The organism is Scytonema hofmannii PCC 7110 (genome assembly GCF_000346485.2).
Taxonomy (GTDB): Bacteria; Cyanobacteriota; Cyanobacteriia; order Cyanobacteriales; family Nostocaceae; genus Scytonema; species Scytonema hofmannii.
The window spans coordinates 3,554,068-3,566,352 of record NZ_KQ976354.1 but is presented as its reverse complement, the minus strand read 5'-3'; the positions used below and the strand labels follow the sequence as shown (position 1 = coordinate 3,566,352).

13 protein-coding genes are annotated in these 12,285 nt (G+C 41.4%); 6 read left to right on the top strand and 7 right to left on the bottom strand.

Annotation, left to right across the window (positions count from 1 at the left end; all coding sequences use genetic code 11):
- Nucleotides 1–5 precede the first annotated feature (5 nt).
- Nucleotides 6–221 carry a hypothetical protein gene (locus WA1_RS15185; RefSeq protein ID WP_017742603.1) on the bottom strand — a complete coding sequence of 72 codons (216 nt, stop codon included), beginning with the start codon at nucleotides 219–221 and terminating at the stop codon, nucleotides 6–8.
- Between the two features lie 190 nt (nucleotides 222–411).
- On the opposite strand from WA1_RS15185, the gene WA1_RS15180 reads away from it, so the two are divergent.
- Nucleotides 412–1,476, top strand: a complete 1,065-nt coding sequence (locus tag WA1_RS15180) for a LeuA family protein (RefSeq protein ID WP_017742602.1) — start codon at nucleotides 412–414, stop codon at nucleotides 1,474–1,476.
- 69 nt (nucleotides 1,477–1,545) lie between these two features.
- On the opposite strand, the gene WA1_RS15175 is transcribed toward WA1_RS15180, so the two are convergent.
- The 3 genes from WA1_RS15175 to WA1_RS15165 all read right to left on the bottom strand — a co-directional run bounded on the left by WA1_RS15175 (nucleotide 1,546) and on the right by WA1_RS15165 (nucleotide 3,771).
- A complete protein-coding gene (locus tag WA1_RS15175; protein WP_017742601.1) occupies nucleotides 1,546–2,151 on the bottom strand; it encodes a J domain-containing protein in 606 nt (201 codons plus the stop codon).
- A 224-nt stretch (nucleotides 2,152–2,375) separates the two neighbouring features.
- Nucleotides 2,376–2,966, bottom strand: a complete 591-nt coding sequence (locus tag WA1_RS15170; protein ID WP_017742600.1) for an ATP-dependent Clp protease proteolytic subunit — start codon at nucleotides 2,964–2,966, stop codon at nucleotides 2,376–2,378.
- A gap of 100 nt (nucleotides 2,967–3,066) precedes the next feature.
- Nucleotides 3,067–3,771 carry an ATP-dependent Clp protease proteolytic subunit gene (locus tag WA1_RS15165; protein WP_017742599.1) on the bottom strand — a complete coding sequence of 235 codons (705 nt, stop codon included), beginning with the start codon at nucleotides 3,769–3,771 and terminating at the stop codon, nucleotides 3,067–3,069.
- Between the two features lie 258 nt (nucleotides 3,772–4,029).
- On the opposite strand from WA1_RS15165, the gene WA1_RS15160 reads away from it, so the two are divergent.
- The 3 genes from WA1_RS15160 (at nucleotide 4,030) to WA1_RS15150 (ending at nucleotide 6,300) form a co-directional block, all read left to right on the top strand.
- Nucleotides 4,030–5,277, top strand: coding sequence for a vWA domain-containing protein (locus WA1_RS15160; protein WP_017742598.1), 1,248 nt, complete (start codon nucleotides 4,030–4,032; stop codon nucleotides 5,275–5,277).
- 308 nt (nucleotides 5,278–5,585) lie between these two features.
- Nucleotides 5,586–5,972, top strand: a complete 387-nt coding sequence (gene gloA2, locus WA1_RS15155; protein WP_017742597.1) for an SMU1112c/YaeR family gloxylase I-like metalloprotein — start codon at nucleotides 5,586–5,588, stop codon at nucleotides 5,970–5,972.
- A 64-nt stretch (nucleotides 5,973–6,036) separates the two neighbouring features.
- Entirely contained in the window at nucleotides 6,037–6,300 is a 264-nt protein-coding gene (locus WA1_RS15150) for a hypothetical protein (protein ID WP_017742596.1), read from the top strand.
- A gap of 148 nt (nucleotides 6,301–6,448) precedes the next feature.
- Here WA1_RS15150 and WA1_RS15145 read toward each other — a convergent pair whose 3' ends face one another.
- Nucleotides 6,449–7,567: a YheC/YheD family protein gene (locus WA1_RS15145; protein WP_017742595.1), complete on the bottom strand. Its 1,119-nt coding sequence runs from the start codon at nucleotides 7,565–7,567 to the stop codon at nucleotides 6,449–6,451.
- A gap of 450 nt (nucleotides 7,568–8,017) precedes the next feature.
- Entirely contained in the window at nucleotides 8,018–9,094 is a 1,077-nt protein-coding gene (locus WA1_RS15140) for a PIN/TRAM domain-containing protein (RefSeq protein ID WP_017742594.1), read from the bottom strand.
- Nucleotides 9,095–9,458: 364 nt separating this feature from the next.
- On the opposite strand from WA1_RS15140, the gene hemW reads away from it, so the two are divergent.
- Together hemW and WA1_RS15130 are read left to right on the top strand one after the other, a co-directional pair.
- Complete coding sequence (hemW, locus tag WA1_RS15135; protein ID WP_017742593.1) at nucleotides 9,459–10,643, top strand: radical SAM family heme chaperone HemW; 1,185 nt, start codon at nucleotides 9,459–9,461, stop codon at nucleotides 10,641–10,643.
- A gap of 150 nt (nucleotides 10,644–10,793) precedes the next feature.
- Nucleotides 10,794–11,462: a DUF2996 domain-containing protein gene (locus WA1_RS15130; RefSeq protein ID WP_017742592.1), complete on the top strand. Its 669-nt coding sequence runs from the start codon at nucleotides 10,794–10,796 to the stop codon at nucleotides 11,460–11,462.
- On the opposite strand, the gene WA1_RS15125 is transcribed toward WA1_RS15130, so the two are convergent.
- Nucleotides 11,459–11,971: a TM2 domain-containing protein gene (locus WA1_RS15125; RefSeq protein WP_017742591.1), complete on the bottom strand. Its 513-nt coding sequence runs from the start codon at nucleotides 11,969–11,971 to the stop codon at nucleotides 11,459–11,461. The two genes, WA1_RS15130 and WA1_RS15125, sit on opposite strands and share 4 nt — an antisense overlap.
- Nucleotides 11,972–12,285: the final 314 nt, after the last annotated feature.

The window sequence follows — 12,285 nt, the reverse complement described above, 5'->3', positions numbered from 1 at the left end:
AACTTTCACGAACCCCCCCTTAACAGTTTCTGTAAAGTTTCTGGTAATTTTGTTACTTCTTGGAGCAGGGCTTCAGGACTAACGCCAAAAACATTCAAGATAACAACAATGAGAAAGACGGCGATCGCAGTACTAATCGCTATTTTAAATACACCGAACAACGCCCTGAAAACTAACAAAGCTACAATTATTGCAGCGATTAGAATAATTAGAGATGACATATTTTTCTTTAGCCTCGCTCCTCCATGATATCCCTACAGAAATAGCAACATTGTATCCGATACAGATAGCAAATCTTAATAAAGATTTTATCTTTAAAAGTCATTGAATGATAGTTTTGCCACGCGAACATTTGTTAACCTTTACAGAGAATGTTTCCGCTATTTGTGTAACAATGTAAAAAAGCAACTCATGTCAAACAAAACTGATTGCGGTAATAAGTCTAGTCCCCAAATTTTGGATGCAACTTTGCGCGAAGGCGAACAACAAGCAGGAGTTCGTTTTAGCAGTCAAGATAAAATCAAAATTCTTCATCTTTTGGAAGAATTTCAAATAGACTGTGTGGAAGTAGGTCATCCAGGGATTTCACCAGAAGATGAACAGATTTGTTTGGAAGTCGCTCAAGCAGCCCGTTCTACACAAATCTTAATGCATGCGAGAGCAAACGTTGAAGAAATACAAGCAGCTAAACGAGCCAAAGCTGATTGGGTAGGAATTTGGGCTTCAGTTAATCATTTAGCAACGGAAACCAAATTTGTTAACCGTAACAAAGAATATATTAGCCAGAAAATACAAGCTGCGATCGCAGAGGCAAAAAAATTAGATTTAAAAGTACGTTTTACGATTGAAGATGCCTCTCGAACAGTTTGGGATGATATTGAATGGGTAACTGAGATAGCGCTGATAGCAGGCGCAGAACGTATAAGTTTAGCTGATACAGTCGGGATTTTGGAACCATCTACTTGTCAGTCATTGGTATCGCGATTTGTCAACACTTTTGATTGCGAGCTTGAGGTGCATTTACACAATGACTTTGGTTTAGCAGTAGCAAATGCACTTGTAGCTATTGATGCTGGAGCTTCTGTTGTAGATACATCTATTTTAGGAATTGGAGAAAGAACGGGTATCACAGATTTACTTCAACTGGCCGTTATTCTTCACCAAAAGAGAGGAGAAAAACGCTTTCCCCTAGAACAAATTCCTAAATTAGCCCATGCCGTACAGCTAGTAACCAACTACCAACCAGATGAACTCAGACCAGTGGTTGGGAAAAACGCCTTTACTCACACCTCAAAGTACCACGTGCAAGCTGTAGAGCGTAACCCAAATTCCTATGAAGCGTATCCACCCGAATTAGTAGGTCGAGTCCGAAGAATTGAAAAGCAACGTTCACCAGTTGATAGGCATACAGTTATAGAGCTTGTCGAGAAATGGAATAATGCTCATTCCCAAACTGTACTTGACCTTAGAACTTAAACATTTTGCAACAGCAAAACCGACGTACTTCTTAACAGTATGCGTTGATACCTTTCTTGAGTGCAGGGCTTAAAAAATCTTCTGCTCTAAACGCTCAAAATCTCGCTGCACCTCAATCCCCAAAGTTTTGTTATTGGGATCGGTCTTCAGAGCTTTTTTAAGATAAATTCTAGCTTTTAAGGGCTGGTTGTCTGCTATGAGCGATCGCCCCCAAAGTTGATATGCAATAGCCTGCCATTGACGTACTTCCGCATCATCTGGGAGACGCTGTGCCAATGCTTCCGCCAAGGCAGTTGCTTGCGGAAAGCGCTTTTGCTTCAAGAACTGTTGCAATTGCTCGTAAGTACGCCACTTTAGCCGCCTTTCTATTTCCACAACATTAGGCGGTTTTGGTTTTGGTTTTTCCTTCTTTGGAGGTTCCGGGCGCGGGGAAGTTTCCTGACGTTCAACTGTTTGTGACTGAGTTCCTTGGCGGAATGTATTTTCCGGGGGAACCACCTGCAACAGTAGTTTATATGCCTCAGTTACGGCAATAAACTTTTCTTTCGCTTTTTTGTCATCTGGGTTGATATCAGGATGATACTGCTGCGCCAAACGACGGTATGACAATTTAATGTCGGAAAACGAGGCTCCCGACCTGAGACCTAATAAACGGTAGCAATCTCCTAGATCCATCTGAGCTATCAGCGTGAGACGAATATCAGCTATTAGCTTAAAGCCTAAGCGTGAAGTTTTTATGATGATAATGACTCAATTTTTGCTTTAAAGTCCATAATTTACATTTTTATAGGGAGTGGGGAGTGGGGAGTGGAGATTTTGGATTTTGGATTTTGGATTTTAGATTTTGGATTAGACACGAGCCATTCGTCCTTGTCCCCCTACTCCCTACTCCCTACTCCCTACCTCTCCTCAATCACACGGTCAATCAAACCGTACTCCTTCGCCTCTTGAGCTGACATCCAGTAGTCACGGTCAGTATCTTTTTGAATTTTCTCTATAGGTTGACCCGTGCGAGCTGCTAACATTTCATTGAGTTGCTGCCGCATTCTTAAAATTTGCTTAGCTTCAATTTGAATATCAGTAGCTTGACCCTGAGCACCGCCAAGAGGTTGGTGAATAAGAATTCGAGTGTTGGGCAAAGCCAAACGTTTGCCCTTTGTTCCTGCGGCTAGGAGGAACGACCCCATGGAAGCTGCCATACCTACGCAAATTGTCACGATATTTGCTTTGATATGGTGCATTGTGTCATAGATTGCAAGACCTGCTGTCACTGAACCACCAGGGGAGTTGATGTAAATACTGATATCCTTGGTTGGATCGTCAGAATCCATGTAAAGCAGTCTAGCAATGATGGCATTAGCCATACCATCGGTGACTTCTCCACTCAGGAAAATGATTCGTTCCAAAGCAAGGCGTTCGTAAATATTAATCCACTGGGTATAAGGTTCCCCAGGAAAACGATAAGGGACTCTAGGAACACCAATCGGCATAATAGTTCAAAATTTTTGTATTCAAAGTTTAAGCTAGAAGAAAAACTGCGATAAGCCTCCTGCTTATCGGAGTAAAGCCGGATCGCGACTTACTTACCTATTAAGATTTAACAGGAAGAGCCGCCGACACAACTTGAGGAAGTTCTTTTGCACTTTCTAATACCCGGTCAATCAAGCCATATTCTTTAGCTTCTTGAGGTGTCATATAGTACATTCGATCCATATCTTTAGAAATTTTCTCTGGAGTTTGTCCCGTATTCCGAGACAAAATTGACAGGATCATTTGCTTGTTTGTTAGCACCTCTTGTGCTTGAATTTGAATGTCTGTTGCTTGACCGTAGCCGGTGCGGCGTTTTGCCTGGTGCAACACAATTGAGGCATTGGGGAGACTGGCACGGTAACCTTTCGTTCCCGCAGATAAGATCATAGCTGCCGTACCCATTGCCTGACCAATACAAATAGTATGGACTGGTGGCTTAATGTAGTTCAGGGTATCGCAAATAGCAAACGCTTCCGTTTCAGCGCCAATAGCATCTCCCGTGTACCAAGAAGTACCCGTAGAGTTGATGTAAATGTAAATTGGCTTTTCCGGATCGTCGTACTGTAGGTAGAGAAGCTGAGCAATAATCAGTTCTGTTACGTCTACGCCCAGTTGCTGTTTATACTCATCCGGTGAAACCAAAGGCAGTCCCAAGTAAATGATTCGTTCCTTCAGCATGAGAGAAGGCAAATCAGGCGGTGGAGATCGGTAGAAGCTATCGCCATAATATGGGGCTTGAACAGCCTTGATGGGGGAGGTTTCCATAGCAACTGTTGCTCAATTAATTCCGTTAACTGTACTACATCCTAGCGCGATGCCAGCTCTGTTGGAGGTGTGGATTTCTCTCTAGGTCAGTGACCAGTGACCAGTGACCAGTGACCAGTGACCAGTGACCAATGACAAATGTCCAAGAACTTATGAAGCGATTCTTAAAGTTCTTGTCACAAAGATTTTCCGAAGAACAGAAATGACGGTTTGAAGTTATCTATAAATAAGTATAGCCCGTGTGAAACTTGGGGGATTATGAAGGTTAGCTTGCAGCCAGCTCTCAATGATGGCAATTTAGATCCAAATCAATCTAATAGTCAACGTCAGTTGGCAATTTCTATTTCTGCAATGCCAGAAATGATGGATCGTAACGTCCCTCTCAATCTATGCCTCATTCTCGACCATAGTGGTTCTATGAGTGGACGACCACTAGAAATTGTCAAAAAAGCAGCAATCCGCTTGGTTGACAGACTCAGTCCTGGCGATCGCCTTAGTATTGTTGTTTTCGATCACCGCGCCAAAGTTCTGGTTTCCAATCAATTGCTTGAAAATCCAGAACGCATTAAGCAACAAATAAACCGTCTTGCGGCTGACGGCGGAACTGCAATTGATGAGGGGTTGCGTTTGGGTATAGAGGAACTGGCAAAAGGAAAAAAAGAAACTATTTCTCAAGCCTTCTTATTGACTGACGGTGAAAATGAACACGGTGACAACAACCGTTGTTTAAAATTTGCCCAATTGGCTGCAGGCTATAGTTTAACTTTAAACACCTTAGGATTCGGTGACAATTGGAACCAAGATGTTCTGGAAAAAATTGCTGATGCTGGTGGTGGGACTTTGTCTTATGTTCAGCAACCAGAACAGGTGGTGGATGAGTTTGGTCGTTTGTTTACCCGCATTCAAACGGTGGGATTAACCAATGCTTACTTGCTTTTCTCATTTGTACCGAATGTGCGGTTAGCAGAACTAAAACCTGTCGCCCAAGTCGCCCCAGACACAATTGAATTGCCAGTACAACTGGAAGTTGATGGACGGTTCTCCGTTCGTTTGGGTGATTTGATGAAGGATGCAAAACGTGTTGTGCTTACCAATATTTATTTGGGACAGTTAGCAGAAGGTAGGCAAACGATCGCCAAAGTGCAGGTTCGCTACGACGATCCATCTCAAGACAAGACAGGATTACTCTCAGAAACAATTCCTGTTGAGGCAAATGTTGTTCGTTCCTACCAACCTGCGGCTGATGCTCAAGTGCAGCAACATATTTTGGCACTCGCTAAGTACCGACAAACACAACTGGCAGAGGCAAAATTGCAACAAGGCGATCGCGCTGGTGCTGCTACAATGTTGCAAACCGCCGCTAAAACTGCTCTGCAAATGGGAGATACTGGCGCTGCGACTGTCTTGCAAACCTCTGCCACTCGGCTGCAAGCAGGAGAAGAGTTATCCGAGAGCGATCGTAAGAAAACCCGGATTGTTTCTAAGACTATTTTGCAAGATTCTTAGTTTGAAAAAGGGAGTAGGAAGTAGGGAGTGGGGAGTAGGGATCGCCTCGTTCCCAGGCTCCGCCTGGGAATGCCGTCTTAGAGGATGTCTGAGAAGTTCTATTTAATACCTGCCTTGGCGATTAAAAATCGCGGCTATACAGGCGAAACCCACCTACGTGGGTTTCAAAACCTTGGTTTTTGGTGAGTCCTTGCCTTGCGAACTACGTTTGTATAGTGGCGAATTATATTCGCCAAAACTTTGCAAACATCCTCTTAACAATGAGAGAATTAAGGGGCAATTGAACGGGAGTGAACTTGGAAAAAATTATGAAAATAACTGGTATTCATCATGTGGCGATTATCTGTTCTGATTACGAGCGCTCAAAAAAGTTTTATGTAGAAGTTTTAGGTTTTTCTATTATTCAAGAAACCTTTCGCGCTCATAGAAATTCTTATAAATTAGATTTACGAGTGGGGGAAAATCACCAAATTGAGTTGTTTTCTTTTCTATCGCCTCCAAAAAGAGTCAGCACCCCTGAAGCTTGTGGTTTAAGACATTTAGCTTTTCAAGTAGATAATATTGAACAAACTGTCAGTGATTTAAGCTCCCAAGGAATAGAAGCAGAAAATATCAGAATTGATGAAATAACAGGAAAGAAGTTTACTTTTTTCAAAGATCCAGATAATTTACCCCTAGAAATTTATGAGAATTAATATTATTAAAGTCTGAAGCATGAAAAATAAATTTTGTAGACTTTATTCTTAGTGTTAACCATTGATGAAAAAAAGAGAAAAAATCAAAAGAAAAATTAAATCGATTCTTCGTAGAGTCCTTGGCACAGGAACAGAAGAAAAGCAAGCGAGAAAAAGAAAGAAAGTTGTTAAGTTTGTTGCCCGTAAAGTTATCGGTATAGAAACAGAGGAAACTCGATTAACGGATTCATACAAGAACCGCACGGACACAGAAACAAGTTATTCCTTATATTTACAATTGCTTAAACAAATGGAGATGAAACGAACAAAGCACAAGGAGACAAAGTAAGAGGTACAGCAATACGGTTCGGTTAACGGTAATGGCGACCAGGGAAACCCGGTATCTTTGAGATACCGGGTTTCTGAGGTGCGTGCTTATCCGAACCGTATTGGAAGTCGGGGATCTTGCAACTTCTCAAAATTAATGCGGTGAACTATTAGCGATTATTCAAGGCAAAAATGAGAGGAAGTCTAATACTTGTGCGTCTAAGCTCTTTATATCTGAGAAATTCAGCAGAATTTTCTTCATACAAACTCGCGATCGCTTTAAATATCTTCCGCCCAGGTTGAGAATTGGCTTCTAAAACGACAGGACCTTTATCCAAAGTCAATAAAATATCAAAACCGATTTCTGCAAAATTCCCAAATTTGGCATGAAGTTTGTGGCAGCATTCAAGACAAATATCTGTGATTATAACAATCTCTGAATCAATACTCTTACCATAATTTTTTTGATAAAATTCCCTCAATTCATAAATAGATACAGCTTTGGCATCACCGCTTATATTTGTAATCCAAGACTTTTTGCTACCAATTCTCACCCCCATACCTGTAACTTGATAATTTGCGTTTCCAGAGTTTTGAACAATTATTCTTACGTCAAAATGCGAACTATCTAACTCAACAACCTTTGCTTTTGGCTGTAGTAAAAAATAGTTTAAATTGAATTTTGTTTTTAAAGTTTCTAGTAAATCTTTACGAGGAATTTTAGTACAACTTTCTGTCATTAAGTCTAAAGAGTCTTGATTGCATTCTCTCTGCTTAACGATCGCAATGCCCTTTCCTCTCTGACCCCAAATTGGCTTTATATATATACAGTTACTGTAGGTTAGAAAACTTTCTACCACTTCTTCAGAAGCATCTTTGATGAGAACAGACTGAATTGTAGGAATATGATTCTCAATTAAAAAATTATAAAATCTGATTTTATTTTGCAATAAATAAACTAGCTCAAAAGGAGATAATAAGTCAAAGTTGTTCTGTCTCAAAAAACACTGGAAATCTTTGATATATCTCTTCTCATTAGTACGAGAAATAAATCTATAATAGAGAAGGTTAGGCATGGTTTGTCTGTTAGCAATCCAATCGCCGTCACGAAAGCTATACCCATTAATCTCGAATCCTCCTGGCTGCCAAGTATATGGAGAAAATACTACCAATTCGATGGGAAGATTTTGAGATTCTCTTACCATATCTTCCAAGAAAGTGGTTTGTGCTCCAAACCGAGCAGTGTTTCCATTGTACTCTCTAGCTACAACACCAATTGTTTTTTTCATAATTTATACTAATTTGAAAAAAGAATGCCACAGATAGTTGGATGATATAAAATCTAGGCAAGGCTTTCTCAATCAAAAATCAAAAATCAAAAATTTTGTTCAATCTTTCTTCTTTGCTTTCCACGTTCCTCCGTAAACATAAAATGGGTTATCTTGACTCACTTGTTCCCAACAATTAACGCAAACAAAAACCCATTGCCCATCTTCTTCATATTTAACTCGACAAAGAACCGATGCGGTTAACCTGTCTGTTTCAACGTCCGAGAGGGTGTGCGGGAAAAATTAAAAGCCGTTCCTGACTGGAAAGAACGGCTTAGGGAATTTGTTGACCAACTTATATCAGACCTACCCAATCAGGAGGAGCTATAGGTAGAAATGGGTAGGAATTAAGTGACAGTTTCTTACCCACATCGGTTGCAAAGTTTAACCCTAATTCTTGTCATTTTGATGTCATGCGATCGCAGAAGCTTGTGGTTTGGCAAAAATCATCCTTCCTGCAGAAGTTTGCAAAGCACTCGTGACAACAACCCGGATTTCGCCTCCTACGTAACCACTCCCTTCTTCAACCACAACCATTGTGCCATCGTCAAGATAGCCAATGCCTTGACTTGGTTCTTTACCCTCTTTAAGTACCTTGATGTCAATATTGTCACCTGGTAAGTAACTGGGACGCACTGCGTTTACTAAGTCATTAACATTCAGTACGGGAACTTTCTGTACGCTCGCAACTTTTGATAAGTTGTAATCATTGGTCAGTAACGTACCGCTAATTTCTTGAGCAAACCGCACCAACTTAGCATCAACAGTCGCGATGTCCTCATAGTCGGTGGGGTTAATCACAATACGATCTGGGTAAGAACCTTTAATTCTGTTAAGAATTTCCAGTCCGCGTCTTCCCCTGACTCGTTTTTGGTCTTTACTGGCATCAGCAACTTGTTGCAATTCTTGTAAGACAAACTGGGGTACAAGCAGTTGCCCTTCTAGAAACCCAGTTTCCAACAAAGATTCAATACGACCATCTATAATACAGCTAGTGTCTAAAACTTTGGTAGTGGCAGGTTTTAAAGTGCCTTCCGCCACCATTGACTCTACGGTACTGGGGTTAATTAGTCGTAGCAATCCCCGTCCGTGAGAATCAGCTAAATTCATGCCCGTATACGATAGAACTATGCTACCCACAACAGCTACCAAGGGTTTAATAAAGCTAAAATCTGCTGGAATTGGTAGCAAAAACAACGGAGCAAGCATCAAGTTAGCTATCAGTAGCCCAACGACCAAGCCAATGGCACGAGTGAGAATTACATCGAATGGTAATTCCCGGACTTGTGATTCCAAGCGACGGTATCCTGTCTGAAATCTTAATCCGACTGCACCGCCAATGATAGCGGTGAAAGCAGCAAAGACTAAGCGTAAAGCTTCTTGGTTGCTAACGTTAGCGATCGCCCCACTTGGTAGTAGGTCTATACTGTAGTAACCTATGCCCGTTGCGGCTAGGACGAATGAGAAAATAATAATTGCGTCAACCATGATTGTGTTGTTTTTTTGGAACTGTGTTTACCGAGCAAATAAGGTATGTTTTATTTCCTCGGTAAGATAGATTTAGACATAAGGATAAAGTGTGGAGAATGAAGTATAAAGTGAAATCCCTTTATGAATTTATCCAGGAGATTGTCCCCTTTCTAGAATGTGTATAAAATTTTTTCATCTTATATCCCTCATCCTTACATACTTTCTAAGAGTTTTGTCTGACAAGATCTGCACTCATTATAACCAAAGAGTTTTATGCTTTATCTTTTTCATCTTTTTGTTGTAAAACGATAAAAAAATCTAAATAACATAGTAATTTTCATGATTTGTAACTCTTCGATTAATAATTTAAATCTTTATCAAAATGGTTCATCCAGTCAATGTTTCCAGCGCTCCTTCCTCTGCTTATGTTCACATTCCCTTCTGCAGGCGGCGATGCTTCTACTGCGATTTTCCTGTATCAGTTGTAGGAGATCGCTTGCGGGGTGAAACATCAGGCACTATTTCTCAGTACGTTAGCGCTTTGTGTCAAGAAATCACCATCACACCTACTCTCGGTCAACCATTGCAGACCATTTTTTTTGGTGGCGGTACTCCCTCCCTCCTCTCTGTAGAACAGTTACAAACGATATTGACAGCGTTAGATAGGCAGTTTGGTATATCGCCTGAAGCTGAAATTTCCATGGAAATGGATCCAGGCACATTTGACTTAGCCCATATACAAGGCTACCGTGCAGCAGGCACAAACCGGATTAGTTTGGGCGTGCAAGCTTTTCAGGATGATTTATTAAAGGTGAGTGGGCGATCGCACGCTGTATCTGACATTTTCGCAGCTGTAGATTTAATCCGGATAGTCGCAGTTCCCGAATTCAGCATAGATTTAATATCCGGATTACCGCATCAAACTTTAGATAGGTGGGAAGAATCTTTAGAAAAAGCGATCGCTCTATCACCTACACATATCTCTATTTATGACTTGACAATTGAGCCACAAACTCCTTTTGGGCGGTATTACAAACCAGGGGATCGACCTTTACCAACCGATGAAATTACAGTTGAAATGTATCGGTTAGCACAGAAATTTTTAAAAAATGCAGGCTACGAACATTATGAAATTTCTAACTACGCCCAACCAGGACATCAATGCCGCCACAATCGAGTTTACTGGGAAAACCGTCCTTATTATGGCTTTGGCATGGGTGCGGCAAGTTATGTTGAAGGAAAACGCTTCAACCGCCCGCGTACAACCAAGGAATATTATCGGTGGGTGCAAAATGGAGCGATCGTTGATTGTGATGTTACACCACCAGATGAAGTTTTATTAGAAACTTTAATGTTAGGGCTGCGTTTGGCAGAAGGAGTCAGCTTAGCTGTTTTGGCAGCACAGTTCGGCGAAGACAAGGTAAAAGAGATCGAGCGGTGTTGTGCAACCTATTATGAGAAAGGCTGGGTAGAAGTTGCTCTTGGAAGGTTGCGGCTAACCGATCCCGAAGGTTTTTTGTTCTCTAATGTGGTGCTAGCAGAGTTGTTCAGTCAGTTATCGGAGTAGGGAGTAGGGAGTTGGGAGTTGGGAAGAGGGATTTTCATAAAGATCCCCGACTGCTCAAAGAAGTCGGGGATCTGAAGGTGCGTTGATAACTCATGAAGCTATGTCAAAATGAAAGTGACACAGTCAAGTCGGAAGGATTGACTCCAAGCAATGGCAGAAGAAACAAATCACAATCAAGCAGGAGAAGTTGCTCCCAGCACTGTTGATAAGCAAGCCCCCAGTGTTGCTGAAGAAAACGCTCCCAGCACAGATTCCTCTGAAGCAACAAGCATTCCAACTGCCAACGCTCCAGACCCCAAAACGGCAAACCCAGAAACGAATCCCAATGCAGCAACAACCAAAACTGCGCCACCCAAACGGGAAAAGCCAGCAGGTAAAGCTACAGGAGATGCGGATGAAAAACCAGCCGCCGCCGCTAAGGCTGGGGCAAAAAAAGAAAAAGCACCTGGTGTTGAAGATAAACCATTTGTAGAGTTTATACAGCAAGACTACTTGCCAGCTTTACAAAAAGCGATCGCAAAAGAAGGAGTTCAAGATTTACAAATATCTTTTGCCAAGCAGAAACTTCCCATCTCTGGCTATGAAAAAGCTGAAGACTGTTGGCAAATAGCAGGTAGTTGGCAAAACGGGCTGCGCCAGTTTAACCTGTATTTTCCTGAAGAAGATATTCAAGGGAAAAAAGCTTTTTCCTGTAACGAAGGAAAAAAGCCCAGCACTCTTGAGTCATTCCTCATAGATGAGCGCAAAATCACACTAGATCTTTTAGTGTTTGGTATTGTGCAGCGTTTAAACGGTCAAAAGTGGTTGGGAAGAAACTAGCCAAGCTCGTGAAAGTGGTAGGTAACGGCTCCTGTAATGGGATCGTTATCTACCGTTACATAACCCGATTTCATCATTTGCTTGAGCGTTGCTTCCACTTCCGTAAAGCTAGCCTCAGTTTCCATGACTCCTTGAGTCACAGTGATTCTGCCACTTCTTTTCTCCGCCACTTTCAGCAGCTTTATCATCAGTTTTTCTTGAGGCGATTTGTCAACCTGAGTTGCTGCAGGAGGTTGATTTAAAGGTACGCCAAAAGGAGACACACCAGCTTTGAGCTTGAGCCTCATTTCATGTTCGTTAACCATATTAGGGATAAGGAACAAATCGGCAAACTGCCCAATCCCCAGCAAACCAAAAGTACACATCCACAACAAACCAGTCCCGATCTTGCCATTATACAAGCGGTGCAACCCACTCATTAGCCCTAAAAATCCAACGACATTTAAGATGTAAGAGACCAGAAGACGATCTTGATGTTCTTTATTTGTGTTATTATTGCCTGCATTCATCCTGTGCCAACCCCTCAACCTTCGTGCTTGTTTTCCCAGACGGCGTTCCCATACTGTTTTGTTCAAAATTTTAGCAATCAAGAAAATCAGTAATAAAAATCTTATAATTGTTACATTATATACATAAAGATTGGGACTGATTTTAGAATCCTCTTTTTCTCTCTGCGCGCTCTGCGACTCTGCGGTTCATAAAAATATTCATAATTCCAATAAAATTCCCATACATAACACAAATATGCTTGATGTCCTATCTCTAGGATAGTTCGGGAAAATAAAATTGCACTTCACCCGATAGGATCGTTCATCGAAGTATT

Bases quoted from the DNA above. Each gene is read 5' to 3' on its own strand.
- WA1_RS15185 (WP_017742603.1), bottom strand. From the start codon at position 221: ATGTCATCTCTAATTATTCTAATCGCTGCAATAATTGTAGCTTTGTTA.
- WA1_RS15180 (WP_017742602.1), top strand. From the start codon at position 412: ATGTCAAACAAAACTGATTGCGGTAATAAGTCTAGTCCCCAAATTTTG.
- WA1_RS15175 (WP_017742601.1), bottom strand. From the start codon at position 2,151: ATGGATCTAGGAGATTGCTACCGTTTATTAGGTCTCAGGTCGGGAGCC.
- WA1_RS15170 (WP_017742600.1), bottom strand. From the start codon at position 2,966: ATGCCGATTGGTGTTCCTAGAGTCCCTTATCGTTTTCCTGGGGAACCT.
- WA1_RS15165 (WP_017742599.1), bottom strand. From the start codon at position 3,771: ATGGAAACCTCCCCCATCAAGGCTGTTCAAGCCCCATATTATGGCGAT.
- WA1_RS15160 (WP_017742598.1), top strand. From the start codon at position 4,030: ATGAAGGTTAGCTTGCAGCCAGCTCTCAATGATGGCAATTTAGATCCA.
- gloA2 (WP_017742597.1), top strand. From the start codon at position 5,586: ATGAAAATAACTGGTATTCATCATGTGGCGATTATCTGTTCTGATTAC.
- WA1_RS15150 (WP_017742596.1), top strand. From the start codon at position 6,037: ATGAAAAAAAGAGAAAAAATCAAAAGAAAAATTAAATCGATTCTTCGT.
- WA1_RS15145 (WP_017742595.1), bottom strand. From the start codon at position 7,567: ATGAAAAAAACAATTGGTGTTGTAGCTAGAGAGTACAATGGAAACACT.
- WA1_RS15140 (WP_017742594.1), bottom strand. From the start codon at position 9,094: ATGGTTGACGCAATTATTATTTTCTCATTCGTCCTAGCCGCAACGGGC.
- hemW (WP_017742593.1), top strand. From the start codon at position 9,459: ATGGTTCATCCAGTCAATGTTTCCAGCGCTCCTTCCTCTGCTTATGTT.
- WA1_RS15130 (WP_017742592.1), top strand. From the start codon at position 10,794: ATGGCAGAAGAAACAAATCACAATCAAGCAGGAGAAGTTGCTCCCAGC.
- WA1_RS15125 (WP_017742591.1), bottom strand. From the start codon at position 11,971: ATGAATGCAGGCAATAATAACACAAATAAAGAACATCAAGATCGTCTT.